Source organism: Bradyrhizobium sp. LCT2 (assembly GCF_009931255.1).
In the GTDB taxonomy this organism is placed as follows: domain Bacteria; phylum Pseudomonadota; class Alphaproteobacteria; order Rhizobiales; family Xanthobacteraceae; genus Bradyrhizobium; species Bradyrhizobium diazoefficiens.
Map to the genome: position 1 here is coordinate 3,050,821 of NZ_CP034432.1, position 24,627 is coordinate 3,075,447.

Consider the following 24,627-nt stretch of genomic DNA (forward strand, 5'->3'; position numbering starts at 1 on the left):
CGTATCGCGCGAGTCCCCTTCAGTACCGGCCGCGGTCGTTGTGATAATCGCCGCCGCGGCCGCCACCACCCATGCCCATGCCGATGCCAATTCCGATGCCGATACCTTGCATCACGGCGCCGGGCGGCGGGCCACGATCCGGCGGCGGCGCGCGCTCGTAGACCACTTCGTCAGGCGGCGGCCGGCGTGGCTTCGGCGGCGTCTCGACCACCTTGCGCTTCGGCGGGGTGTCGTCGACGCGCTTCTTGATAATGGGCGCCACTACCGGGTTGACCGGCGTTGCCGGTGTCGATGGCGCCGTGCACGGGCAGGTCGGCGCCATTGCAACGGCGACCGGAGCGGGCGTGGCTGCGACCGTCGCGGGCAGGACGTAGTTGCGGTTCTGCACACGGAGCAGCAGCCTGCGCGCGGTTGCGGCGAGATCGCTGTTGTCCCAGTTCGCGAGGTAAGCCTCGAACGAGGCGCGGGTGTTGATCGCCACCGCGCGCTCCCAGGCCAGCATCTGGCGCCGGCGCTCCAGCACCGTGCGCAGGCGCGGCGTGCGGGCGTCCTGCGTGTACATCTCGATATAGGCCTGATACGCCTCGGCGGTGTCGTCGGCGATCACGAGCTCATAGGCGACCTTCGGCTCCTTGCCCTGCAAATCCTTGCGCCAGTCCGCGACGCTGCGCGTGCCGCCGGCGAGCGCCATCGCGGAAGCGCCCGGAATGGCAGGCTGCTGGCTGCTGCTCTCGCCGCCGAAGAACTTGAAGTCGGTCGTCAGCGAGGAGCTTTCCCACGGGATCTGCCGCCCGTCGGTCGATTGCGCCACGGCGATGCGGATGCGTTTGAACACTTCCTCGATCGGCAGGTTCGGTTGCTTTGCGACCGAGAGCGCCGCGGCGGTGTAGGGGCTGTCGATGCCGGAGCCGTCCTCGGCTTCCGCGCCGGGCGAGGTCGAATAGGAAATGAACGAGCCGGGTGCGCCCGCCTTGGTGTCGACGATCGCAAGCCCGTGGCCCGCGCCGCTCAGCGCCGGGAACGGGTTGTTGCGGCAGGCGTCGAGCATGAAGATGCGCGCCCGCGTCGGCAGCGCGCCGAGCGTGTTGAGCAGGTCGTTCAGCCGCACGCCCTGGAGCGGAATGTCGGCTTCGCGCTTGGGATCGAGATCGACCGGCACCAGATAGTTCTCGCCGTCGATCTGAAGCCCGTGGCCGGCGTAGAACACCAGCGCGACGGTGTCGGCGCCGCTGGCGCTGACCTTGCCGGCGAAATCCGAGATCGCCGTGCGCATCTCGTTCTGCGCGAGGTTGGCCGCCGTGGTGACGGTGAAGCCGGCATTGCCGAGCAGCTCGGTCATGCCCTTGGCGTCGTTGGCGGCGTTGGGCAGCTCCGGTACCGTGCGATAGGCGGATTGGCCGATCACGAGGGCGAGCCGCGCTTCGGCCGCGGCCTCCGTCGGCGTCATCAGTTGCGTGAGCGCAAGCAGGCTGCTGGCAAGGAACAAATTACAAAGCACTGGACGGCGCATGGTGTCACCTCCATCGGCAATGGGCGCGACGATGTCACCTTTTCTAGTCGTCCGCCATGACCCTGTCTGTGCACTGGATCACGCTGCGCGCTGCGGCAAAATGGGCAGCGGAGCTGTCGGAGCTGGCGCGTCAGGCCGTGCGTCGTCAGAACAGGCCGCGGTCCCAGGGCGGGTCAGGCGCAAAACGCGCGGCGAGAAAGTCGATGAAGGCGCGCACCTTGGCCGGCGGACGGCGGTCGGGCAGGTAGACCGCGTGCACGGCCGAGGTCTGGATCTCCGGCTGGTCGAGCGGAAGCGCCAGAAGCGTGCCGGCGCGAAGGTCGTCGGCGATGATGAAGGTCGGCTGTCGGGCGAGGCCGAGGCCCGCCAATGTTGCCGCGCGCAGCGCATCGCCATTGTTGGCGCGCAAGGTACCGCTGACCTGGACACGGATCTCGCCGTCGACGCCGAACAGCCATTCCGCCGCGCTCGCCTGCTGCGAAAGCGTGTAGCCGAGGCAGTTATGCGCGGCGAGGTCGGCGACGCGGCGCGGCGTGCCGTGTTTCGCCAGATAGGACGGTGCCGCGCAAACCACGAGGCGGTTCGGCGCGAGCTTTCGCGCCACCATGCTGGAGTCGCGCAGCTTGCCGATGCGGATCGCAAGGTCCCAGCCTTCCTCGGCGAGATCGACGAGGCGGTCGTTGAGGCCGAGCTCGACGGTGACCTCGGGATGGCGTTCCGAAAACTCGGCGATCGCCGGCGCGATCTGCCGCGTGCCGAACACGACGGGCACGTTGACCCGCAGCAGCCCGCGCGGTTCGACGCGCTCGCGCGCGACCGCGGCGTCGGCGGCCTCCATGTCGGCGAGGATGCGCTCGGAGGATTCCAGATAGCTTCGTCCGGCCTCGGTGATGGACAGCCGCCTCGTGGTCCGGTGGAACAGTTTTGTGCCGAGCCGGGCCTCGAGCGCGGCAACATGCTTGGTCACCATGGTCTGCGACAAGCCCATGGCCCGGGCCGCGCCCGACAGGCTGCCGATAGCCGCCACCTTGGCGAAGACTTCCAGGCTGGTCAGCCGGTCGAGCATTGATCTCACTCTAATGGTGTGAGGTATAATTCCAATATAGCGGATTATCATTCAATTGAGAATAGATCATAGCTGTCTCCAACAAGGAGACCGCCATGATCGATTCCCGTACCGCTCCCTATGCCGCGCTCGTGCTGCGCGTGACGCTGGGCGCGCTGTTCCTCGCCCACGCCGGCCTGAAGCTGTTCGTCTTCACCCCGGCCGGGACCGCAAAGTTCTTCGGCAGCCTCGGCTTCCCGCCCGAACTCGCCTACCTCATCATGACGGTGGAAGTTCTCAGCGGCGTCGCGCTGATCCTCGGTGTCTGGACCCGCTATGCGGCACTGGCCGGCATCCCGATCCTGCTCGGCGCGATCTTCACCGTGCACGGCGCCGCCGGCTTCTTCTTCACCAATCCGAAGGGCGGCTGGGAATATCCCGCCTTCTGGGCGATCGCGCTCGCGGCGCAGGCCCTGCTCGGCGACGGCGCCTACGCGCTGCGTCCGTCCCGCGATGTCGCGGCGGCACCCGGCGAGCTCAGCGGCGCGCATTCGCGCTGAGGTCACGGCATCTGCTCAAACGCGAAGCCGCGGGATCAAGATCCCGCGGCTTTCGTTTTGTCCGCTTCACATGCGGCCAATCAATCTGCGTTCGGCATTGATCCATACCTGAATTGGATCGATCCGCGTCAATCTTGCATGGCAGGTCTTGTCGCTGCCGTGCGGCATGATCGAAAACGCCTATAAATACAGGCGTTCCGCCGCGGTTTCTGCCGACGCGCCTGCCGCTCGTGTCATTACGGCAGCCCCGGCCGCGTCCCTTGCCTGTGCCGTCGCTTTGGCCATACAGTCCAAGCAAAGGCCGCACGCAACGATCGCGGACGCGAACAAAAAATACCGGGAGAGACCGCACCATGACCATCGTGCCCGTGAACCGTCGCGCGTTCATCAAGTCATCGGCGGCGGTCACCGCCGGCCTCGTGCTCTCTCCCGCCATCATCGGCCGCGCCGAAGCCGCGACGCTGAAGCTGAAATGCTCCTCCTCGCTGCCGAACGATCCCAAATATGCCAACGGCCGCGTCTACTATGACAATCTCGTCAAGAACCTGAAGGGCAACGGGCTCGGCGAGCAGGTCGAGGTCGCGTTCTTCCCTGACAACCAGCTCGGCCAGGAGATCGACGTCATCAATTCGGTGAAGCTCGGCGTCATCGACCTCATGGTGTCGGGCTCGTCGATCTCGGCCAATCTGACGCCGCTGGTCGGCACCTTCGACCTCGGCTTTCTGTTCTCGAGCTTCCCGCAGCAGACCAAGGCGTTCGACGCCGGCGCCGCCAAGCCGATCGAGGACGCGCTGCTCAAGGGCAGCAACATCCGCATCATCGCCTGGGCCTATAATTTCGGCTCGCGCAGCGTACTGGCGAAGAAGCCGGTGAAGACGCCGGAGGATCTCGCCGGCCTCAAGATCCGCACCCTGCCAAATCCCGTCATCACCGAATGCCTGCGCCTGATGGGCGCCGCCGCGACGCCGCTGGCGTTCGGCGAAATCTACACCGCGCTCCAGGCCGGCGTGCTGGATGGGCTGGAGCACGATCCGCCGACGATCCTGGCCAGCAAGTTCTTCGAGACCGCAAAGTTCTACGCGCTGACGCAGCACAATTTCTCGCCGCTCGCGATCTACTTCAGCGACATGACCTACAACCGCATGGATCCGAAGCTGCGCGACGGATTTCTCGATGCCGCGAAGAAGGCCGCAATCGACACGCGTGCTCATGGGCTTGCGGTCGAGAAGGAGGCGCTGGCGGCCCTGACCGAGAAGGGCGTGACGGTGGCCGAATGCGACCGCGAGGCGTTCAAGAAGCGCGTCGCGCCGCAGCACGAGAACTTCATCAAGGCGCGGCCGGAATCCAAGGCCGTCATCGACATCATCCGCGCGACGCAAGCCTGAGATGACGATGACAGCCGCCGTGCCCGTCTCGGGCGGCCGCCACGGGAGCATCACCCAGCTGCTGCGCCTCAGCGACGCGATCGCGGCCATCCTCCTGGCCGCCGATCTCGTGGTCGTCTGCGCGTCCGTGCTGCTGCGCTTCTGCTTCAATGCGCCGGTCGAATGGTCCGACGATGTCGCGCGCGGATTGATGGTCGGCTCGGCCTTCTTCGGCGCGGCGAGCGCGCTTGCGCGCGGCGAGAACGTCGGCGTGTCCTTCTTCCGCGATCTGCTGCCCCTGCGCCTGCGTACGCTGGTCGACGCCGCGAGCGCCGTGCTCGTCGTGCTGATCTCCTTCTATGTCGCCTACAACGCCATCAAGCTGGGCTCGCTGACGGCAGGCCAGACCACCGGCTCCGGCCTGCCGCTGGAGCTTACCTTCTATCCGATGGGCATCGGCGCGCTGTTCATGACGGTGTTCGCGATCGATAAGCTCTGCGCAAGGCCGCTGCCTGATATCGTCAGGGGTCTCGTTGCCGTCGCCGTCGTCGCCGGCCTCTATCTCGCCTGGGATTATCTGTCGCCGTCCTCGGTGCCGTCGGCGGGCACCTTGATGCTGATCGGCTTCTTCGCAACGCTGTTCGGCGGCCTGCCGATCGGCTTTGCGCTGGCGCTGGCCGCGCTGATCTTCATCTGGGTCGAGGGCGCGCTGCCGGGTGTGATCTTCGCCCAGCAGATGGCGCGCGGCATCGACAATTTCGTGCTGCTCGCGATCCCCTTCTTCATCCTCGTCGGCTACCTCATGGAAGCCAACGGCATGTCGGTGCGCCTGATCGAGCTGTTGCAGCGCGGGGTCGGCCGCATGCGCGGTGGGCTGAACGTCGTGATGGTGGCCTCGATGGTGCTGTTCTCCGGCATCTCAGGCTCTAAGATGGCCGACGTCGCCGCGGTCGGCTCGGTGCTGATTCCGGCGGCGCGCCGCTCGAAGCAGAATCCGGGCGGCGCGGTGGCGCTGCTGGCGGCGTCCGCGGTGATGGCGGAAACCATTCCGCCTTGCATCAACCTGATCATCCTCGGCTTTGTGGCGAACCTGTCGATCGGCGGCCTGTTCGTCGCAGGGCTCCTGCCGGCGGCGCTGATGGCGCTGGTCCTGATCGCGGTGTCCATCATCTTCGGCAAGCGGCCGGCGGAGGCCGAGGACGTTGCGCCGCAGATGCCGGTGTCGGGCCTGTGGAGCGGCGCGATCGCCTCGTTCGGCCTGATCTTCATGATCTTCTTCGGCTTCAAGAGCGGCTTTGCCACGGCCACCGAAATCTCCGCGTTCGCCGTGGCCTATGCGCTGGTCGTCGGCAGCCTGGTGTTCCGCGAGCTCAGCTTCAAATCGGCCGCGCACAGTTTCGTGCAGGCCGCGACGCGCGCAGGGCTCGTGCTGTTCATCGTCGCCGCCGCGCAGTCGCTGGCCTTCACGCTGACCTTGCAGCAGGTGCCGCACGCGGTGGGCGACTTCATGCTCGGATTATCGAAGACCAGCGGCGTCTGGCTATTCATCCTGCTCGCGATCGCCGTGCTGATCGTGATGGGCTCGGTGCTGGAAGGCGCGGCCGCGCTGATCATCTTTGGGCCGCTGCTTTTGCCGGTAGCCGTGCAGCTCGGCATCGATCCCCTGCATTTCGGCGTGGTGCTGGTCATCGCGATGGGCATCGGCCTGTTCGCACCGCCGCTCGGACTCGGACTCTATGGCGCCTGCCTGATCGGCAACGTGCCGATCGAGCAGACGGTGAAGCCGATCATGGGTTATCTTGGCCTCTTGTTCCTCTGCCTGCTCGTCATTGCCTTCGTGCCATGGCTCTCGACCGCGCTGCCGCGGGCATTCGGCTACTGAAGGAGTCCTGCCGTGAAAGTCCTGCTCGCCCACACGCCGGAGATGCGGCGGAATTACTACGGCGATCGCAGCCTGAACGGCCTGCGCGCGGCCGCCGAGGTGATCCTGCACGAGGGCGATCAGCCGCTCGATGCGGCCGGCCTCGTCCGCGCGGCCAGGGACGTTGACATCGTCGTCGCCGATCGCATGACGGAGGGACGCGGCGAGATATTTCCGCAACTGCCGCATTTGCGCGCCTTCGTCCGCTGCGCCGTCGACATCCGCAACGTCGACGTCGATGCGGCCTCGAAGGCGGGCGTGCTGGTGACCCGCGCCGGCCCCGGCTTCGTTCAGGCGGTGGCCGAGCTCGCGCTCGGCTTCATGGTCGATCTCTCCCGCGGCGTGTCGCGGACGACGGCGGACTACCAGGCCGGACGTAAACCCGAGGCGCGGATGGGCCGTCAGCTCGCCGGCAGCAGGATCGGTATCATCGGCTATGGCAGCATCGGGCGCTATCTCGCCGAGATCGCCAAGGTGCTGCGCATGGAGGTGCTGGTCGCCGATCCCTTCGCTGAGGTCAGCGACAGCGCCATCAGGCAGGTCGGCCTCGACGAGCTCCTCGCCGCATCCGACTATGTCGTCTGCCTTGCGATCGCCAATGCAGAGACCGAGAACTTGATCGGCGAGGCGGCGCTGGCGCGCATGCAGAAGCACGCGGTCTTCATCAATCTCTCGCGCGGCAATCTCGTCGACGAGGCGGCGCTGGCACGCGCGTTGCGCGAGAGGCGCATCGCCGGTGCGGCAATGGACGTCGGCCGCGCGCCCGACCAGATGCCGACGCCGGAGCTGGCCAGGCTGCCCAACGTCATCGCCACGCCGCATGTCGGCGGGCTGACGCCGCAGGCGATCGAATACCAGTCGCTGGAAACCGTGCGGCAGGTGGAGGCGATCGTCAGGGGTGAGGTGCCGCCAGGCGCCGTCAACACCGACCGATGGACGCGGCGGCCTTAACGCACGCTCTGCCTTGAACCTCGTCCCGGCCCGCGACGTCAAAGTTCCGTGCCTGCCGGGACACGGTTCATTGATCCCCTGAGGTCGAGCAGATGAAGTTTCTGATCACGGCGGTGTGCGCGGTCCTGATCGGCGAGCTGCTGAGCGCCTGCGGCAGCATCACCTTTGATCCCGACAACAAGCCTCCCTACGGCCAGGCAAACGGCAAGAAGTCGGATCGCTAGGGATCAAGGCAGTCGCGGCAGATGCTGTTGTTGCCGAGATGGCGACGCTGATCCATATCTATGCCACGGCATCATGGGGTGCGGCGTGGGAGAGGCAATGCAGCGAGCCGTTTTGTTCGACCTTGACGACACCCTTCACGATCGTGCTGCTGCCATTCCAATGTTCGTAGTCTCCCAAGCCTGTCGGCTTCTGGAGATGCAAGTGCCTGACGCTGTACGGTTCGCAGAGCGCTTCGTCGAACTCGAGGAGCGCGGGCGGGTTTGGAAGGATCGGGTTTACAAAGAGTTGGGCCGTGAATTTCCGCAAGCACGGCATGCCGACGAGCGCCTCCTGGATGACTACATGCGCTCGTTTCCAAAGGTCTGCCGCTTGCGACAGGGCGCTGCGGAATTGTTGCGCCAGCTTCGGGACAGGGCCGTCAAGCTCGGGATCGTCACCAATGGCCGCTCGGACATGCAGCTTGCCGTTGTCAGCGCCTTGGGGCTTGGGGATCTGGTGGACACAGTCGTCATTTCGGAAAGCATCGGTCTGCGCAAACCGGATCCGAGGATTTTCTACAATGCGCTGACGCAGATCGGCGTCGAGGCGCAATCGTCTGTATTTGTCGGAGATGATCTTCGATCAGATGTAGAGGGGGCCTTGTCCGCCGGCTTCAAGCATGTCTACTGGTTTGATGCGGCCGCCGTTGCGGAAAGTGATGTGCCACCTCGGACATCGCGGGTTACCGGCTTCGCCGAGCTGACCGAGAGACTACTTCCGGTTTGATGTCCGGGTTGGGGCGATGTCAGAAAATTCGCCGGTCGCACCGAGGCGATCGCCTTGGCCCTCAAGCGCGGACGGTCGGGATATTTGCGAAGCACCTGTCTAAAACCGGTCCACTGCCCTGAACGTCCCGTCCTTCTGGATCACCGTCAGGAACACCTTCGGCGGGGCATCGATCATGCGCATGCCGACGGTGACGATGCTGCCGCTGATGTCGAAGCGGCCGACGTCGTTGATGGCGCGCAGCAGGCTCGCGCGCGTCGGTTGCGGTCCGGCCTTTTCCAGCGCCGCGGCTGCGAGGCGGCCGGAGAGATAGCCTTCGAGCGACACGAAGTCCGGCGTCAGCGTCGGGTCGAACGCCGTCTGCGCCGCCTGGTAGTCGGCGACGAGCTTGAGCGAGCGATCCCAGGGAAACGGCACGACCTGCGAGACGATGACGCCTTCGCCCTCGGGGCCGAGCTCCCTGGCGAGTGCATTGGCGCCGACGAAGGAGATGTTGACGAAGGTCGGATACGAGCCGCTGCGGTGTGCGAGCTTGATGAACTCGGCGCAGGGACCGTAGGTCCCGACCATGACGATGGCCTCGGGTTCGGCGCGCTTGATCATCCGCCAGGCTGCGGCGACGGCGCGGGTGTTGCGCTCGAAGGTGCCTTCGGCGGCGAGCTCGAGGCCGCGCCTGGCAAGCGCGCGCTTCACGCCGACAAGTCCATCGCGGCCGAAGGAATCATCCTGATAGAAGATGCCGATGCGGGTGAACCGGCGGTCCTCGGTGAGGTGCTTGATCCATGCCTCGGCCTCCGCGCCGTAGCTCGCGCGGATGTTGACGACGTTTGGAAGCTCGAGGTCGCGCAGGAACTCGGCGCCGGTGAACGGACCGATGAAAGGGACTTTCCTGGCGCTGGTGATCGGTATCGTCGCCATCGCGGTCGGCGTGCCGACCGCGCCGATCAGCGCGAACACCTTGTCGTCCTCGAGCAGCTGCAGCGTCTGCGCCACGGAACGATCGGGGTCATAGCCGTCGTCGCGGCTGATGAGCTGGAGCTTGCGGCCATGGACGCCGCCCTTGCCGTTGATCTCGGTGAACGCCGCGACGATGCCTTGCCGCATGCGCTGCCCGAGCGCCGAGGAGGGGCCTTCGAGTGCGGCCACCTGGCCGAACAGGATCGCATCGTCGCTGACGCCGACCTCATCGCCTTTCGCAGGCAGCATGGCCGCGGTCAGCAATGCGACGGTCAAGGCGAGGTATGTCGCGGAGCGCGATCGTGTCATGTGGATGCTTGTCGGATGCTGGACGCGTTGGGGAAACGATAGTTCTGCGGGCTGAACAGGTCGCTAACCCGCGCCGCGACGACGATCCGTAAGACTCCGGGTAAAACCGGCAACTTACTACCACTCTGCCGCAACTCGCTGGGGCAATCGTTAACTAAGCCGCGCAATGCCGGACGACCAAGTTCCGAAATTTCGCAGTTCTTAACCCCGATCCCTGTCCGACAGTGGTTCCGGCGGCTCAACCAGAGGTTCGAGCGCGCCGCGCCGATGGGGACTTGCGGATCAAGATGGGCGGTCGCGATCAGAACGATCAGGATCGGAAACGGATGACCGGATGGTGGCGGGCCGCGCCGCTGCTCGGACTGTATCGCCCTGCGCTGGTCGCGGTTGCCGTCGGCCTGCTGTTCTCGATCGTGGGCGCGGCCGCCGTCGCGCGGTGGGAAAACCGCGTCACCAGGATCGAGTTCGAGAACGCGGCCGAAACCGAAGCGATCGTCATGCAGAACGGCATGAGCGAGTATATCAGCAGGCTCGTCGCGCTGCGCACGCTGTTCGAATCGACCAACGAGGAAATCACCCGCAGCGAATTCGAGACCTTCAGCACCCGCCTGTTCGAGCGCCATCCCGGCATGCTGCGCATCGCCTGGCTGCCGCGCGTCAACCGCAAGGAGCGCGCCGAATACGAGGCCGCCGCGATCACGGACGGCGTGTCCGGCTATCGCATCAAGTCGCTTCAGGGCGACGGCTTTGCGACGGCGCCGCAGAGCGACGAATATTTCCCGGTGTTCTACTCGACCCAGCCGAAGACGTCACAGGTCTACGGCATGGATTACGCGACCGTCCCGGAACGTCGTGCGGCCCTGGAGCGGGCGCGCGACAACGATCGGATCGCGGCCATCCGCACCCACCTGTTCGAACCCAAGGAGGGCGGCCGGCTGCCCGACGTCCTCGTGGCCATTCCCGTCTACGCCAAAGGGACGTCGCGCGAGACGGTCGCGGACCGGCGCCGCAATCTGGCCGGCTTCGTCGTCGGCATCTTCGACCTGCCGATGCTGATCCAGTCCATTCGCGTGACCACCGGCGCAAGCCCCGCGGTCAGCGTGAACGTCTATCCGCCCTTCACGGGGCAGATCGTCAGCCTGGAAGAAATGTTGCCGGACTATGCGTCGGCCGCCACGGCGCCGCAGTCGATGCGGGACGTGGCACGGGCCCTGCACTGGTCGGGCAGTCTCAAGATCGGCGACACCGACTGGCAGGTGCGCGCCATGCCGACGGCCGGCGGCGCGCTGGAGACGTCCTACGACCGCGCGGCCGCGGTCCTCGTCGTCGGCATGCTGCTCACGCTGTCGCTGTCGGCCTATCTGATGCTGGCAAGCCGCAATTCGCGGCGGCTGTCGCTGGCGAACCGTCGGGTGCTCGAGCTCGCCCAGACCGACATCCTGACCGGCCTGCCGAACCGCGCCTTCTTCCTCGCCCGGCTCGACGATCTCAACGGCCAGCTCAACGACGGCGGTTCGACCTTCTCGATCCTGATGCTCGATCTCGACCGCTTCAAGAACGTCAACGACTCCCTCGGTCACGGCGCCGGCGATGCGCTGCTGCGCCAGGTGGCGCAGCGGCTGAAATCGGCGCTGCGCGCCACCGACGTGCTGGCGCGGCTCGGCGGCGACGAATTCGCCATCATCCAGGAGGGGGCCGAGGATCAGCGCACCTGCTCCACCGAGCTGGCGGCGCGGATCGCGAAACTCGTTGCCGAACCGTTCCTCCTGCCCGGACATCGCGTGGAGATCGGCACCAGCATCGGCATCGCGATCGCACCGGATCACGGCAGCGACCAGGAACAGCTGCTCAAGAAAGCCGACCTTGCGCTCTATCGCTCGAAATCGGCGGGCCGCAACTGCTTCACCATCTACGACGAGGCGATGTCGGCCGAGCTCGAGGCGCGCAACACGCTGGAAGGTGACTTGCGCGACGCCATCGCGCTCTGCCAGCTCGAGGTGCACTACCAACCGTTCGTCGATGCCCACAGCAGTGAGCGGCGCGGCTTCGAGGCGCTGGTGCGCTGGCGGCATCCGAGTCGCGGCCTGATCCCGCCGGACCAGTTCATTCCGCTGGCCGAGGAGACCGGGCTGATCGTGCCGCTCGGCGAATTCGTGCTGCGGCGCGCCTGCGAGGATGCGGCCGGCTGGCCCTCCGGGCTTGCGGTCGCGGTGAACCTGTCGCCGATCCAGTTCAAGGAGGCCGAGCTGTTCGAGATGATCTGCGCGGCGCTCGCCGATTCCGGCCTGCCGCCCGAGCGGCTGGAGATCGAGATCACGGAATCCGTGCTGCTGGAACGCGGCGTCGAGAACCTCGCTTTCATGGAGCGGCTGAAGCAGCTCGGCATCGAGCTCGCGCTCGACGATTTCGGCACCGGCTATTCGTCGCTCAGCTATCTGACCACGTTCCCGTTTGACAAGATCAAGATCGACAAGTCGTTCATCCGCAACCTCACACATCAGCCGCGCAGCTCCGCCATCATCGCCTCGATCGTGACGCTGGCGCGCGGGCTGGACATGTCGGTCACCGCCGAGGGCGTCGAGACATGTGAAGAGTTCGAGCGGCTGAAGGCGCTCGGCGTCAATTTCGCGCAAGGCTATCTGTTCGGGCGTCCGCAGCCGGTCGGCCAGATCGCATTCGACGAGTCCGTCCGGCCTTCGCAGCGCGACGCCGCCTGAGCGTTCGCCTCGAAGGATGTGCCGCAAGCAGCCGCGTTCTCTCGAATGCGATTGCGCCGGACGGGTATCCGCGAAAAGCGCTTGACCCAGGCATCGCCGGATGATCGGTAGGATCGTCTAGGGATGAAATAAACACAGCATGCGGCTTCCGTTCTTCTACGGCTGGGTCGTGGTCGCGGTGACGTTTGTCACCATGGCCATCGGCGTCAACGCGCGCACCGCGTTCTCGCTGTTCTTTCCGCCGATCATCTCCGAATTCGGCTGGGAGCGCGGCGTCACCGCCGGCGCCTTCTCGTTCGGCTTCGTGGCGTCGGGCGTGGTCAGCCCGCTGATCGGTCGCCTGATGGACCGCGCCGGTCCCCGCGCGGTGATGGAGCTCGGCGTCGCGCTGATGGGCGGCGGGCTGCTGCTCGCTCCGCTCACCAGCGAGCCCTGGCATCTCTACGTGACCATCGGCGTCATGGTCGGCGCCGGCAGCGTCTGTCTCGGCTATTCCGGCCAGTCGCTGTTCCTGCCGAACTGGTTCATCCGCACGCGTGGTTTCGCCATCGGCATCGCCTTTGCCGGCGTCGGCATCGGCTCGGTGACGCTGCTGCCATGGGTGCAGCACATGATCGAGGAGACCGGCTGGCGCACGGCCTGCACCGCGATGGGCCTGCTCATCCTGATCGTGCTGGCGCCGATCAATCTGTTCCTGCGCAAACGCCCCGAGGATATCGGCCTTCGGCCGGATGGCGATGCCGCGCCGGTCGCAGGCGCTGCAAAGCCGGTCTCCAACATCGTCGATCCCGTCTGGGTCGGCACCGAGTGGACGCTCAAACGCGCGGTCGGGACGGCGCGGTTCTGGTGGATCGCGGTCGGCTATTTCTCCGGCCTGTACATCTGGTACGCGGTGCAGGTGCACCAGACCAAGTTCCTGCTCGATATCGGCTTCAGCCCCGGTGTCGCGGTGTGGGCGCTCGGCATCGTCAGCCTGCTCGGCATTCCCGGCCAGATCGTGCTGGGCCATGTTTCCGATCGCATTGGACGGGAATGGGTCTGGGCCATCAGCTGCGCAGGCTTTGCGATCTGTTTCGCGGCACTGATGGCGCTGAAGTTCCAGCCTTCGCTCTGGCTCGTCTATCTCATGGTGTTCGCGCAAGGCGCGCTCGGCTACGGCCTCACCTCGATCATGGGCGCGGTGGTGTTCGAGATCTTCCAGGGCAAGCACCAGGGCAGCATCTTCGGTACGATCATGCTGGCGGCCCTGGCCGGCGGCGCGGCCGGTCCCTGGCTCACGGGTTTTCTCCATGATCGCACGGGCGATTACACGCTCGCCTTCGCGATCGCCATGGTCGTGAGCGGCTTGTCGGCGCTGTCGGTATGGCGGGCATTGCCGGGCAAGGTGCGGGCCGTGGCCGGACGGCTGCATAAGCTCCAGGGCGGACGCGCAGAGTAGGTTCCGCACACATCGGATTGCCTTCGTCTCCTTGGCGGACCGTTAAGCATGTCGCGCCTTGGCGGGGCGCGGCGGGACCGCAAAAACGTCTTGGACACCATCGAAGCGCTAGCCTCGACCGATTTCCGCCGGGTCCAACGATGTCTGCCTCCGATTGTCTCGTGACAGAAACTCCGCAACTGCTGCTGGCTGCGCTCGAACGTGCCGACGATGGCGTCGTCATTGTCGATGACGCGCAGCGCATCATCCACTTCAACACCGCCGCGGAGCGGATCTGGAAGCTTTCGCGCACCGAGGTGCTCGGTCGCGATGCCACCGTTCTCACCCTCAAATGCCTCCAGGCCGACGCGGTCACGGATTTCCGCGACGAGATCAGCCTCATGCGGCGCGACGGCAGCCGCATCAAGGTAGCCATCACGCTGTCCTCCGCGACCATCGATAGCGCGGTCCATCGCATCGTGTTCGCACGCGACGTCACCGCGGAGGCCGAGCGCCGTGCGCGGATCGCGCTTCTCCACGCCGTCTCCGACCAGACCAACCGCGTGGTGATCATCACCGACACCGAGCAGAACATTGTCTACGTCAATTCGGCGTTCACTTCGCTGTTCGGCTATACCAGCGAGGAGGCCGAAGGTCGCCGCGCGGGCGAGCTCATCGCCGGTCGCCACACCGATCGCAAGGCCGTCGCCAAACTCGTCAAGCGTCTGATGCATGGCGACCGCCGCGGCGAGGCCGAGGTGCTCGCCTACGACAAGGACGGTGAGGAGATCTGGGTCTGCGCCCGGATCGATGCCTTCCGCGACAAGAAGGGCCGGGTCAAGCACATCTTCGCGCTGCTCGAGGACATCACCGAGACCAAGCAGCTGCGCTCGCTCCAGCAGCTCATCATGAGTGCGCTGGCCGACGAGGTCCCGATCGCCGAGATCGCCGACCGGCTGTGTCGCCGCGTCGAGGAGATTGCGCCTGACGTCGTCTGCTCGCTGCTTCACGTCGATGCCGCGGGCCTGATCCACCCGCTCGGCGGTCCCAGCTTGCCCGAGGACTATTGTCGCGCATTGGACGGCGTTGCGATCGGTCCCGATGTCGGCTCCTGCGGAACGGCTGCCTACTATGGCGAGCCGGTTCTGGCTGAAGATCTCGACACCGATCCGCGCTGGCAGCCCTACAAGGCGATGCCGCTCGGGATTGGCCTGCGCGCCTGCTGGTCGACCCCGGTCAAGGCCAAGGACGGCCGGGTCATCGCCACCTTCGCCTTCTACTATCGGGAGCCGCGCGCGCCGAGCAACTGGCACCGGCGCATCGTCGATGCCTGCGTCAACCTCGGTGCGTTTGCGATCGAGCGCAAGGAGGCACGCGCGGAGATCGCGCGGCTCGCCTATCACGACATCCTCACCGGCCTGCCCAACCGCGCGCAGCTGCGGCACCTGATCTCGGCCGCGATCGACGCCTGTCCGACCGGCAGCCACGTCGCGCTGGCCTTCCTCGACGTCGACCATTTCAAGGACGTCAACGATACGCTCGGCCACGCCGCCGGCGACGAGCTCCTGATCCAGCTCGCGCAGCGCCTGCGCGAGCAGATCGGGCCGGAAGACATCCTGGGCCGGCTCGGCGGCGATGAATTCGTCGTGCTGCTGCCCCATCGCGACGCCGAGGGTGCGGAGCGTGTCGCGACCGGGATCACCGAGGCGCTGGCTGCGCCGTTGCGGCTCGGCTCCCGGCAGATGCAGATGTCGGCCAGCATCGGCATCAGCCTCTATCCCGATCATGCGACCGACATCGACACCTTGATGCAGCAGGCCGACGCCGCCATGTACATGGCCAAGCAGGCGGGACGTTCGACCCATCGGCTGTTCAGTGCCGAGATGAACGGGTTGACCGAGCAGCGGCTGGCGCTGATCGCGGCGCTGCGCCGCGCCATTGCGGAGGGCGAGCTCACGCTCAGCTACCAGCCGCAGATCCGCAGCTGCGACGGCGCGATCCACGGCCTCGAGGCGCTGGCGCGCTGGCACGATGCCGAACTCGGCGACGTCTCGCCGGCAAAGTTCATCCCGCTCGCCGAGGAATGCGGCCTGATCGAGCAGATCGGCCTGTGGTCGGTGCGCGAGGCATGCCGGCAGATGGCGAGCTGGCGCCGCGCCGGGCTCAGCATTCCCTGCGTGTCGGTGAACCTGTCGCCGATCAATTTCCGCAACGTCACGCTGGCGGCGCGGCTGGCCGACATTCTCGCCGAATATGGGCTGCCGCCGGACGCGCTGATGCTGGAGATCACCGAGGGCGCGTTCATGCAGGACAGCGTCGCCGCGCTCGAGACGATGAACGCGATCCGCGAGCTCGGCGTCGGGCTCTCGGTGGACGATTTCGGCACCGGCTATTCGAGTCTCAGCCGTCTCGCGCACCTGCCGATCCGCGAGCTCAAGATCGACCGCAGTTTCATGCGCGACATCGAGACGGACGCCGGCGCGCTCGCGATCGCCACCGCCGTGGTGCGCGTGGGGCAGGGCCTCGGCATGACCGTCGTCGCCGAAGGCGTCGAGACCGAGGCGCAGCGCAAATTGCTGGCCGATCTCGGTTGCGACGTCGTGCAAGGCTTCCTCTACGCGCCCGCGCTTCCCCCGGTCGCGTTCGAGCGCTGGCTGATCGAGCACTGCGCCGAGCAGGCGAGGGCGATGCTGGGGCGGCTCGATGTTGCGCCGGCAGATCGCGAGGTGGTGAAGCGCTCGGCGTAGAGCGTGGACTCCTCACTAATCGGCCCGCGAAGGCGTGCCATGTCCAAATGTGCGGTGCATCGTTCGCGTGGCACCAATCGACATCCGCCGGAGACGGGCCGCCGGCGTCGGCGCACAGCGCCGGGCGGCGATCGTGGTTTACGCCACCGCGGTGATCAAAACAATCCGGGGCTCAAATCCAGGCCATCGGTGAGCGAGAGCACGAACACGAAAGCGCACGCTCCGGCCAGCAGCAGGGCGTGTTTCGCCACGTCGGCGCGGGTGACCGAGACGACCGTCCGGGAAATCGCGTTGATGATTGCTGTCACGTCGGCCTCTCGATCTTTCACATCCAATGAAGCAGCTTCCGCCGCCGGCACCGTCAGTCGGCCCAGGCTGCGACGACCAAGGGAGGATCACCTTGCGCGGGTGCCGCGCGCGCAATGAGCACGCCGCCAATCACGTGAACGACGCCGAATCCTAGAAGAACGAGGACCATCAGCTGTGTTTCGCTCAATCGTCCCGCGTTCTTGCCCCTTCGCTTGCTCAGCATGTGGCGAACGAGCGTTTTCGTATCCGGCGACGGCGTCGGGTCACAAAGGTTGATTTCGACCCGATCGAAACCGAGATGCCGGTAGCGATGAATGACATTGATTGCCTCTCGGCGGCGAGATTCGTGAAGTGCAGCAATGATCGTTGATGCCAGGGAGCTCCGCGGTAGCGCGGGTACGTCGGTCTTCATGGCTAGTCTCCTGATGCTGCGCGGGTGGGCGCGTGCGCCGGGCCCGCCTGAAACGATTGAAACCTGCATCGAAATCCGCCGCCGAGGCGGCTCTGGCTCTCGCAGCGGCAAAGGCCGTCAGCGCGACGCCGATCCCGGCGAGGGCAACAAAGAGAATGACGCCGATTGCTGGTCGCATCCGGCTGGGCTGCGCCTGAGCAGGACCGGTTCCCAGAAGAATCGGGTGGTTTCGGACGTCGCCTCGTGCGGGCAAATCCCGATGTCTCTGAGGTATTCGGGCTTGTGCCTGAGGTCGGCAAGCAGCTCCGCCCTGAAGCGGGCGCGCTGGTACCAGGTGGCGAACAGCGTGAGGGGCGCCAAACCGCGCAGATCAAAATCCTTTGCGGGGGGAATGGTGTCGGACATTTGCACTTGGGACTTTGCCCGGGGCGCATTCGCGGCCTCAGGAAATGACGCGCGACGACCTCTGGGCTTTGCGGCTTCACCGCAGTCGTGAACTTGATCGTTCAGATGGGTCAATGCGATCTCCTGTTTGATGGCCGTTGTGAAGCCGGAGTCCATCAGTCGTCTCCGAAAAGGAGCGGTGCGACCGGAGGTGCCGAGTCCGAAGCCGCCCCGGCACTCGGAGCGGCAAGGGCCGTCAGCGCGACGTCGATCCCCGCAAGGACCACGAAAAGAACTGCGACCGCCGCTAGGAGGTGACGCGCGCGCATGACCGCTTTCCGGATGAAATTGCCGAGCGTCGGTTCACCATTCGGCATCCCGTCGCAATGCGATCAAAACCTGCAGGGGTCTTCGCCGGCGTTATTCAATCGTCATCGGCGCGTTAATAATGTTCGCAAGGGTGGCAATTGCTGTAGAGTGTATACCAAATGGGTGCGTCTGATTGAATCGGAGGCGGAGTGGCCATAACTGCATCTGCGGCGTGCCCAATCTTTAGTCTCTCGCTTCTGGGACGTTTCGTACTGACAGGGCCGGATGGCGCCGTCAGCCTGCCGAACAAGAAGCTCGCGGGGTTGCTGGCCTTTCTGGCCTGCATGGCTCCTGACCCGCAGTCACGCGAAAAACTGTCGACCTTGCTGTGGGGATCTCACCTCGATGCGCAAGCGAAGCAAAATCTGCGACAAGCGCTCTTCAAGCTGCGTCAAATCCTGGGTCAGGATGCGCTGAGGAGCGATGGCGAACTCGTGTCGCTGAATGCCATGGTGATCGCATGCGATGTGCGCCAGTTTGAGGAGCTTGTCCAGGACGGCAGCCGTGATGCATTGAGTGCGGCGGCGGACCTCTATCGCGGTCGCCTGGCTGACGACATCAGCGTCGGCGAAGAAAGCTGGAGCGAATGGGTAGCCGGCGAACGCGAGCGGTTATCGGAGCTGGCTCTGGGCGCTATGGTGACGCTCGGCGGGCATGAGCTGTCCGAGGGGCGTGCGGAGCAAGCCCTGCGAACCGGCCAGCGCGCCAATGCACTCAATAACCTGCGCGAAGATTCGCATCGCTTGATCATGCGCGCTTTGTCCGCAACGGGACGTAACGCCGAGGCGCTCAAATACTATCGGGACGTCGTTGCCTTGCTGAAGCGCGAGCTGAGCACCGAGCCCGATCTGGCAACCAGGTCGCTGGCCGCGGAACTGCGCAGCAATCACCCGCAGAACGCCGCGCCGGCTGCCGGTGAGGTCGCGCCGGAGGCCTCACCCCCGCCGGCGCTCGTCATGCACGGCGAGAGGCCGTCCTTGGTGGTTCTGCCGTTCAGCAACATGAGCGGTGACCCCGAGCAGGACTATTTCGCCGACGGCGTCACTGCGGACATCATCACGGCCTTGTCGCGCTTTCGCGCCCTTGTGGTGATTGCACGCGGGACGAGCTTTGCCCTCCGGGACAAGGGAATGACCAGCCAGCAGATTGCGCAACAACTCGGTGTCCAATACGTCTTGAGCGGCCAAATTCGCAAGGCCGGCAACCGCATTCGCGTGTCGGCCGAGCTGACCCATAGCGGCAGCGAGGCTCAGGTCTGGTCCGATCGCTATGACCGCCCGCTGACCGACATCTTCGATCTGCAGGATGACGTCAGCAGCAGCGTCGCTGCGGTCGTCGATCCCGCCGTTCGCAGCGCCGAAATCGAACGCGCACGTCGCAAGCCGCCAACCAATCTTTCTGCTTACGATCTCTACTTGCGTGCCCTTCACCACCTCTGGGGCGGCACCCGTGAGGATATCACCAAGGCGATCGACCTGCTTCGACAGTCTCTCAGCCTTGATGAGGCGCGCTCGCCGACGCTCGCGGCGCTCGCCTGGGGACTCGTCATGGCTTCGCCGCTTGGCGCACACACGTCGCCGGACGCCACGACCGAGGCGCTCAGTCTCGCGCGTCGCGCGGTCGAGCAGGACGGTACGGACGCCTTTGCCCATGCGGTGTATGGCTTCACACTGTTTGGGCCGGCCGGCGACAACGATCAGGGGCGTATTCATGCCGTCGAGGCCGTGAGGCTCAATCCCAGTTCGGCTTTCGCGTGGGGTACGCTCGGAATGATCGATAGCATGGCAGGCGATTACGAGAACGCAGTCACATGCCTTCATCGTTCTCTCGTCCTCAGTCCCTACGACAGCATGCTGCATTTGTGGATGACAGGATTGACGGCGTCTTGCTTTGCGCTCGGGCGCCACGAGGATGGCATCGCCTGGGCACGCAAGTCGGTTCAGCACAATCCGGGCAATGGCACCGGCCATCGTATGCTGGCGGCCAATCTGGTCGCCGCCGGCCGCCTGGAAGAAGCCCGCGAGATCACGCGGCGTCGCGATGCAACACAAAAAACAACGATCCGCGATCTGCGCGCCATGCGCTTTTTCAAGCAAAACGATGCTCTCGAACGCTACCTTTCGGCCCAGCAGGTTGCCGGTGTGGCCGATTGAGCGTCAAGCGCCGAGTGCAACGAGAAGCGTGCGACCGGTCATGAAGACGAGGATGAGCGAACCGACCGTCCACAGTGTCGCGCGAACTTCGTGGATTTGTCCCGTGAGATAGGCCAGAAAATGCAGCAGGCGTGAGGCAACGTAGCCGTAGAGCAGCCACTGCGCGAGCCGCAGCGACGGCTGCGTGAGGATATAGAGCAGACCCGCGACCAGGAAATACGGCAAGCTCTCGAGATCGTTCATCTGGATCCGGCGGATCCGCTCGACACGTTCGTTGGGAAGAAGCTGCGCTGGATCTGGCGCAGGATTCATCGGGGTCTTCTTGATATCCTCCGGCGAACGGTAGCCCCCCTTGGCTTGCACCATACGGATCACGGTCAGCCATGACATCGCCACGGCCTTCAAGATCATCAGGGTGGCGGCAACGACATACGTGGCGAAAAGGGGATCGTGAAGACTCATTCGGTCCAATTTGGCCCCCTTGTGACGTTTCCACGTGAGATGCGCGACCGCGCCGCGCCACTAGGCAAAGGACGTCACCCGTCCGCGTATAGCCCGGCGCGCTCGCGAACGCCACCGCCGTGGCGTGCGCGGGGCAGGGCGACATCGGCCGGGCAGCAAGAGACCGCCCGAAGGCGGTCTCGCACTCGGGAGAGAAGGCGTTCCGTCAGATATCAACCTGGATGGCCATGTTGGAGCGTACCCAATCGGATTGCCCAGCCTTTAGCCGCTTAGCCTGGAATTCTGCGAAAGCTGGATCGGCACCTAGTGCCGCCAAGGTGCGCCCATAAGCTTCTACGCTATCGAAGCGAGCGACGAAGGCGTAGTTCCCGACCTCGCCACCGATCACCGACCAATAGCTGACATCGGCCCCGTGTTTTTTCCAAAGTGTCGCGCCGTCCTTTGCAAGCTGTAAGATAGTCGCGAGATCGCTACCGGGCCTTGGATGCGAAACGAACTGCATGACAACTGCAGGCATTTTCCCCTCCAATGAAAAATGATGGCGCCAAACGACCCGGCTGGTCATTTGGTCCGAGGAGAATTCCAAACAGCGCGGCTCTCGCGCTTGATCTGGATCAACTCAATTTCTCCAGCCTGACGGCAGGCTGCCCGCTCTTGCGCCGCGGCATTGCATGGAGATCGCCCATGATCGAGCAGCGCAATCGAGTTGTTCAGGTCAGCCGCTTCGGTGATCCCGAGACACTGGAAGTTGTCGATACCCGCCTGCCGACCGCCGGCCGGGGCGAGGTGCGCGTTCGCGTACTCGCGTCGAGCCTCAGCTACACCGAGGTATTGATCAGGCGGCATCTGTACCCGCAAACGATGCGCCTCCGGCCGCCATTCGTCATGGGATACGACGTGGTGGGGGCAATCGATCAGCTCGGCGAAGGCGTGCACGACTTTCAGATTGGCGACCGTGTGGCCGACATGACGGTGGTCGGGTCAAACGCCGAGTATCGCACGCTTCGGGCGGACGACCTGGCCCGCGTGCCGGTTGGCGTGGACGCCGCTGAAGCGGCCGCGCTGATCTTGAGCTGGACGACCGCGTACCAGCTTCTGCACCGCGCGGCCAAGGTTCAGCGAGGCCAACGTGTGCTCGTGCACGGCGCCGCCGGCGCGGTCGGCCAGGCGCTGCTCGTGCTCGGGAGACTGGCGGGCGTCGAGCTGTGGGGCACGGTGCGCGGCGAGCACATGGCGCTCGTCCGGGAGCTCGGGGCAACGCCGATCGACTACCAGCATGAGGACTTCACGCGGGTTCTGCCGGGCGGGTTCGACGTCATCGTCGACGGCGTCGGCGAAGACGGCTATCGCCGCTCATACGCCGCGCTCAAGCCAGGCGGCCTGCTCTGCGCCATCGGCTTCTCGGCGAGCGTGCAGGCACGGCGTCGGATGCTCCCCATCGTGATGGAGATCGCGCGCCTCTATCTGTGGAGATTATTGCCCGGCGGCAAGCGAGCCCGCTTTTACTCGGTAAATGCCATGCGGGCGCGACATCCCACCTGGTTCAAGGAGGACCTGGAGGAATTGTTCGAGCTTCTGGCAGAAGGTGCCATCCGGCCGCGCATCGCCGAGCGGATCTCCTTCGACGAGGTCGCCGAAGCTCACCGTCGCCTCGAGGCTGGCGGTCTCGAGGGCAAGCTCGTGCTGTGCCCGGATCTCTCCTCGCGACGCAGCCAGCGCTCCGCCTGACGCGGTGCGACGCTGCCCGGGCGTTTCCGCTACGGTCAGGATCGCCGCTCGGCCCAAGACGCCGAGCCGGCTGTGAGCATGACGATCGGCAGGAACGGGCCAAAAGCAGCCCTTACGGTCCGGCTCGCCCTGAGCGAAGTCGGATCGCTCGCCGACCAGGGAGTGGCTCACTTCCGGGGCTCAACGACTGTCTTTGTTGATCCGTCCGGCGCTGCCTGCATCCCCGGTGGGCTTTGACCTTGCGGACTTTCCGGCTGCGCACCACCCGACTTTGTTTCAATCGGTCCGGTCCAACCTTGCGGCTGCAATTGACCTTTTTCTTCCGGCGCCGAGCGCCCGGTCGGCGTGTTCAAGTCTTTCTTCGGATCGGCTTGCGCTGTCGCAAATCCGCACGACACGGCCCAGCAAATCGTCGTTATCAGAATAATCCTCACGGCGACCTCCGCTTGGCTGAATGTAACAAACAGGCTGGACCACCCTTCAGTTCCGTATTGCAATGCGAGCGAACGACCGATCGAAAAAGAATGTCCGCTTCGGGTCCAGTCGCGTCGGTTCGAGAGGACACCGAGGACTTCCGGTCAAGCCTGGTGAACTGACATGATCAGCGCTGGTCAGCTTGTCTCAAACGGGCCAATAGGTGACATTCGAGTAGGAAGGTCGCCAATGTCGGCAAGCGAATAGCCTTCACGTTATTGCTCCCGCACGCCTCCCTTCCTTAGCCCATCGAGAATTTCATCAAATTCCCGACGAAACTGCGGGTTGCTTGAGTATCCGTAGCCAAACTCACGGAACCACTGGATCGTGAAATCTGGTCGGATCTTGTTCAATTCAGTCAAGCTCTGCCGCGCCGGCTCCAACTGCCCGCTGGCTCCGTAAGCCGAGACCAGATCTACATAGGCGTACCAGAATGCGTTGTTTATGTTGATCACTCGCCTGCAGTCCTTGGTGGCTTCTTCATATTCCTGAAGGTGCAGGTGTGCATGGCAAAGGTTGTAATACCAAGAGACGGCAATCGGATCTTTCGGGCTAAGGCGGAGTGCCAGCTGAAGCGGCGAGAACGCTTCGCGGGCCCGCCCGGAGAGGATGAGTGCAAGTCCTTTCTGAGCGTAGGCGATCGGGAAATTTGGATTGATTTCAAGCGCAGCGTCGTATTCAGGCAACGCCTCCTCAGGGCGCCCAAATACTCGAAGAGTGTCTCCCTTTACCACGTAAGCCAACGCGTTTGACGGGCTTTTCGCAAGAGCCCTGTCGATGAGATCAGTCGCTATTTCTTTATCTTCGGCCATGGACGTCGACCACCTGAAGCCCGCAGCAATGGCTAAGCACCATGCTTTCGCGATCATTGCATCGACGTTATCCGGATCGAGACGCAACGCACTGTCGAACAGGTCCTTTGCCTGCGCGATTTCCGTCTTCGACCGGGGCTCATAGAACTTTGCCCAGCCGCGCATCGTGAAGTCCATGGCGTCTGGATTTCTGGATTGGTCCTTTTCGCTGCGGCGGCTTTCGGCTTGCATGAGTTCAATGTTTAGCGAGCGTGCGAGCCGTCCCGTGATCTGGTCCTGCAAGGCGGCGAGGTTCGTGCGATCGCCGTCGAAGCGATCGGACCAGATGTCGCGACCGCTTGCGGCATCCGTAAGCGACACGTTGACCCGGATCTGATCTCCGTTGCGCCGCACGGCGCCCTGTACCGCCCATCGGATGCCGAGCTCCTTGCCGAGCGTCTTAAAGTCGATCTGCTTGTTCTTGAATGTAAAGGCCGTTCCCCGTCCGATGACGAAAGCGCCGGGCATTTGCGCGAGATCGGTTGTCAGATCGGTCGTAATACTATCGGCGAAGTAGTCCTGCTCCGGATCGTTGTTGAGGTTTGCAAATGGCAGGACGACGAGAGACAATCGGGGAGCAACGTCAGGCCTGGCCGTAGCCTCTCTTTGCGTCTGTTGCTTGTCCGGAAACACATCGGTGCGGAGCGTCTTCCACACAGTCCAGTAGCCGACGAGACCACCCGCGATCGCGCCGATAGCGGCGATCGAGGCGAGCGCTCCGCCGATCAACTGCAATCGCGCCCGGAGGCGACTCTTTAGATTGCGAAGATCGCGATCGGATGGTGGTTTCCCCAATTGCTCCTTATCGGATGTCGCTTTGTCCGGTTGCTCGTTATCGGATGTCGGTTTGTCCGGTAGATCGGTGGAGACTTCCGAGTTCGTCATCGTTGCCTCCGCGCAGGAGCCAAACGTCCGGATTCCAAAAACTAGCAGATTTTCGCGGCTTTGGGTTGGTCAAGGTTGCTGACAAGTTCAAGCCTCTCTCAAGTTGTCGCTT

At 64.6% G+C, this 24,627-nt stretch carries 21 protein-coding genes; 11 read left to right on the forward strand and 10 right to left on the reverse strand.

The annotated features are described in order from the left end of the window. Positions 1 to 19: 19 nt before the first annotated feature. Positions 20 to 1,510, reverse strand: a complete 1,491-nt coding sequence (locus tag EI171_RS14885) for a caspase family protein (protein WP_161533722.1) — start codon at positions 1,508 to 1,510, stop codon at positions 20 to 22. A 145-nt stretch (positions 1,511 to 1,655) separates the two neighbouring features. Further along, positions 1,656 to 2,576, reverse strand: coding sequence for a LysR family transcriptional regulator (locus EI171_RS14890; protein ID WP_038966458.1), 921 nt, complete (start codon positions 2,574 to 2,576; stop codon positions 1,656 to 1,658). Between the two features lie 95 nt (positions 2,577 to 2,671). Between EI171_RS14890 and EI171_RS14895 the strand changes: the two genes are divergently transcribed. From EI171_RS14895 to EI171_RS14915, 6 genes are all read left to right on the forward strand, one after another. Further along, positions 2,672 to 3,115, forward strand: coding sequence for a DoxX family protein (locus EI171_RS14895; RefSeq protein ID WP_060908579.1), 444 nt, complete (start codon positions 2,672 to 2,674; stop codon positions 3,113 to 3,115). Between the two features lie 353 nt (positions 3,116 to 3,468). After that, positions 3,469 to 4,500 (forward strand): TRAP transporter substrate-binding protein, encoded by a 1,032-nt coding sequence (locus EI171_RS14900; protein WP_028176203.1) that lies wholly within the window; start codon positions 3,469 to 3,471, stop codon positions 4,498 to 4,500. A 7-nt stretch (positions 4,501 to 4,507) separates the two neighbouring features. After that, positions 4,508 to 6,361: a TRAP transporter large permease subunit gene (locus EI171_RS14905; protein ID WP_161537004.1), complete on the forward strand. Its 1,854-nt coding sequence runs from the start codon at positions 4,508 to 4,510 to the stop codon at positions 6,359 to 6,361. A 12-nt stretch (positions 6,362 to 6,373) separates the two neighbouring features. Beyond that, positions 6,374 to 7,351: a hydroxyacid dehydrogenase gene (locus EI171_RS14910; protein WP_161533723.1), complete on the forward strand. Its 978-nt coding sequence runs from the start codon at positions 6,374 to 6,376 to the stop codon at positions 7,349 to 7,351. A 92-nt stretch (positions 7,352 to 7,443) separates the two neighbouring features. After that, positions 7,444 to 7,575: a hypothetical protein gene (locus tag EI171_RS46430; protein ID WP_256380423.1), complete on the forward strand. Its 132-nt coding sequence runs from the start codon at positions 7,444 to 7,446 to the stop codon at positions 7,573 to 7,575. Between the two features lie 97 nt (positions 7,576 to 7,672). After that, positions 7,673 to 8,341, forward strand: a complete 669-nt coding sequence (locus EI171_RS14915) for an HAD family hydrolase (RefSeq protein ID WP_161533724.1) — start codon at positions 7,673 to 7,675, stop codon at positions 8,339 to 8,341. 99 nt (positions 8,342 to 8,440) lie between these two features. Here the strand turns inward: EI171_RS14915 and EI171_RS14920 are convergent, their stop codons facing one another. Continuing rightward, positions 8,441 to 9,607 (reverse strand): ABC transporter substrate-binding protein, encoded by a 1,167-nt coding sequence (locus EI171_RS14920; RefSeq protein WP_011089288.1) that lies wholly within the window; start codon positions 9,605 to 9,607, stop codon positions 8,441 to 8,443. A gap of 326 nt (positions 9,608 to 9,933) precedes the next feature. On the opposite strand from EI171_RS14920, the gene EI171_RS14925 reads away from it, so the two are divergent. From EI171_RS14925 to EI171_RS14935, 3 genes are all read left to right on the forward strand, one after another. After that, on the forward strand, positions 9,934 to 12,324 hold the full coding sequence (locus EI171_RS14925) for an EAL domain-containing protein (RefSeq protein WP_063921643.1): 2,391 nt from the start codon (positions 9,934 to 9,936) through the stop codon (positions 12,322 to 12,324). A 139-nt stretch (positions 12,325 to 12,463) separates the two neighbouring features. Continuing rightward, positions 12,464 to 13,762: an MFS transporter gene (locus EI171_RS14930; RefSeq protein ID WP_161533725.1), complete on the forward strand. Its 1,299-nt coding sequence runs from the start codon at positions 12,464 to 12,466 to the stop codon at positions 13,760 to 13,762. Positions 13,763 to 13,902: 140 nt separating this feature from the next. Continuing rightward, complete coding sequence (locus EI171_RS14935) at positions 13,903 to 16,488, forward strand: EAL domain-containing protein (RefSeq protein ID WP_161533726.1); 2,586 nt, start codon at positions 13,903 to 13,905, stop codon at positions 16,486 to 16,488. A 155-nt stretch (positions 16,489 to 16,643) separates the two neighbouring features. On the opposite strand, the gene EI171_RS44745 is transcribed toward EI171_RS14935, so the two are convergent. The 3 genes from EI171_RS44745 to EI171_RS14945 form a co-directional block, all read right to left on the reverse strand. Further along, positions 16,644 to 16,796, reverse strand: coding sequence for a hypothetical protein (locus EI171_RS44745; RefSeq protein ID WP_202633148.1), 153 nt, complete (start codon positions 16,794 to 16,796; stop codon positions 16,644 to 16,646). A 53-nt stretch (positions 16,797 to 16,849) separates the two neighbouring features. Then, positions 16,850 to 17,209 carry a hypothetical protein gene (locus EI171_RS14940; protein WP_161533727.1) on the reverse strand — a complete coding sequence of 120 codons (360 nt, stop codon included), beginning with the start codon at positions 17,207 to 17,209 and terminating at the stop codon, positions 16,850 to 16,852. A gap of 117 nt (positions 17,210 to 17,326) precedes the next feature. Next, entirely contained in the window at positions 17,327 to 17,770 is a 444-nt protein-coding gene (locus tag EI171_RS14945; RefSeq protein WP_161533728.1) for a hypothetical protein, read from the reverse strand. A 341-nt stretch (positions 17,771 to 18,111) separates the two neighbouring features. Here EI171_RS14945 and EI171_RS14950 point away from each other — a divergent pair, with 341 nt between their 5' ends. Next, positions 18,112 to 20,115 (forward strand): BTAD domain-containing putative transcriptional regulator, encoded by a 2,004-nt coding sequence (locus tag EI171_RS14950; protein WP_161533729.1) that lies wholly within the window; start codon positions 18,112 to 18,114, stop codon positions 20,113 to 20,115. A gap of 3 nt (positions 20,116 to 20,118) precedes the next feature. On the opposite strand, the gene EI171_RS14955 is transcribed toward EI171_RS14950, so the two are convergent. Next, a complete protein-coding gene (locus tag EI171_RS14955) occupies positions 20,119 to 20,577 on the reverse strand; it encodes an MAPEG family protein (RefSeq protein WP_244647681.1) in 459 nt (152 codons plus the stop codon). A gap of 205 nt (positions 20,578 to 20,782) precedes the next feature. Then, positions 20,783 to 21,094 carry a hypothetical protein gene (locus EI171_RS14960; RefSeq protein ID WP_231166563.1) on the reverse strand — a complete coding sequence of 104 codons (312 nt, stop codon included), beginning with the start codon at positions 21,092 to 21,094 and terminating at the stop codon, positions 20,783 to 20,785. Positions 21,095 to 21,261: 167 nt separating this feature from the next. Here EI171_RS14960 and EI171_RS14965 point away from each other — a divergent pair, with 167 nt between their 5' ends. After that, a complete protein-coding gene (locus EI171_RS14965; RefSeq protein ID WP_060908570.1) occupies positions 21,262 to 22,305 on the forward strand; it encodes a medium chain dehydrogenase/reductase family protein in 1,044 nt (347 codons plus the stop codon). A gap of 167 nt (positions 22,306 to 22,472) precedes the next feature. On the opposite strand, the gene EI171_RS14970 is transcribed toward EI171_RS14965, so the two are convergent. Continuing rightward, positions 22,473 to 22,739 (reverse strand): hypothetical protein, encoded by a 267-nt coding sequence (locus tag EI171_RS14970; protein WP_129557363.1) that lies wholly within the window; start codon positions 22,737 to 22,739, stop codon positions 22,473 to 22,475. A 255-nt stretch (positions 22,740 to 22,994) separates the two neighbouring features. Beyond that, a complete protein-coding gene (locus EI171_RS14975) occupies positions 22,995 to 24,515 on the reverse strand; it encodes a tetratricopeptide repeat protein (RefSeq protein ID WP_161533730.1) in 1,521 nt (506 codons plus the stop codon). Between the last annotated feature and the right edge of the window lie 112 nt (positions 24,516 to 24,627).

What these genes read in the sequence shown, in the direction of transcription:
- EI171_RS14965 (WP_060908570.1), top strand. Translation starts at nt 21,262, where the DNA reads ATGATCGAGCAGCGCAATCGAGTTGTTCAGGTCAGCCGCTTCGGTGAT.
- EI171_RS14960 (WP_231166563.1), bottom strand. Translation starts at nt 21,094, where the DNA reads ATGCCTGCAGTTGTCATGCAGTTCGTTTCGCATCCAAGGCCCGGTAGC.
- EI171_RS14905 (WP_161537004.1), top strand. Translation starts at nt 4,508, where the DNA reads ATGACAGCCGCCGTGCCCGTCTCGGGCGGCCGCCACGGGAGCATCACC.
- EI171_RS14975 (WP_161533730.1), bottom strand. Translation starts at nt 24,515, where the DNA reads ATGACGAACTCGGAAGTCTCCACCGATCTACCGGACAAACCGACATCC.
- EI171_RS14915 (WP_161533724.1), top strand. Translation starts at nt 7,673, where the DNA reads ATGCAGCGAGCCGTTTTGTTCGACCTTGACGACACCCTTCACGATCGT.
- EI171_RS14945 (WP_161533728.1), bottom strand. Translation starts at nt 17,770, where the DNA reads ATGGACTCCGGCTTCACAACGGCCATCAAACAGGAGATCGCATTGACC.
- EI171_RS14925 (WP_063921643.1), top strand. Translation starts at nt 9,934, where the DNA reads ATGACCGGATGGTGGCGGGCCGCGCCGCTGCTCGGACTGTATCGCCCT.
- EI171_RS46430 (WP_256380423.1), top strand. Translation starts at nt 7,444, where the DNA reads ATGAAGTTTCTGATCACGGCGGTGTGCGCGGTCCTGATCGGCGAGCTG.
- EI171_RS14920 (WP_011089288.1), bottom strand. Translation starts at nt 9,607, where the DNA reads ATGACACGATCGCGCTCCGCGACATACCTCGCCTTGACCGTCGCATTG.
- EI171_RS14895 (WP_060908579.1), top strand. Translation starts at nt 2,672, where the DNA reads ATGATCGATTCCCGTACCGCTCCCTATGCCGCGCTCGTGCTGCGCGTG.
- EI171_RS14885 (WP_161533722.1), bottom strand. Translation starts at nt 1,510, where the DNA reads ATGCGCCGTCCAGTGCTTTGTAATTTGTTCCTTGCCAGCAGCCTGCTT.
- EI171_RS14930 (WP_161533725.1), top strand. Translation starts at nt 12,464, where the DNA reads ATGCGGCTTCCGTTCTTCTACGGCTGGGTCGTGGTCGCGGTGACGTTT.
- EI171_RS14900 (WP_028176203.1), top strand. Translation starts at nt 3,469, where the DNA reads ATGACCATCGTGCCCGTGAACCGTCGCGCGTTCATCAAGTCATCGGCG.
- EI171_RS14940 (WP_161533727.1), bottom strand. Translation starts at nt 17,209, where the DNA reads ATGAAGACCGACGTACCCGCGCTACCGCGGAGCTCCCTGGCATCAACG.
- EI171_RS14935 (WP_161533726.1), top strand. Translation starts at nt 13,903, where the DNA reads ATGTCTGCCTCCGATTGTCTCGTGACAGAAACTCCGCAACTGCTGCTG.
- EI171_RS14955 (WP_244647681.1), bottom strand. Translation starts at nt 20,577, where the DNA reads ATGAGTCTTCACGATCCCCTTTTCGCCACGTATGTCGTTGCCGCCACC.
- EI171_RS14890 (WP_038966458.1), bottom strand. Translation starts at nt 2,576, where the DNA reads ATGCTCGACCGGCTGACCAGCCTGGAAGTCTTCGCCAAGGTGGCGGCT.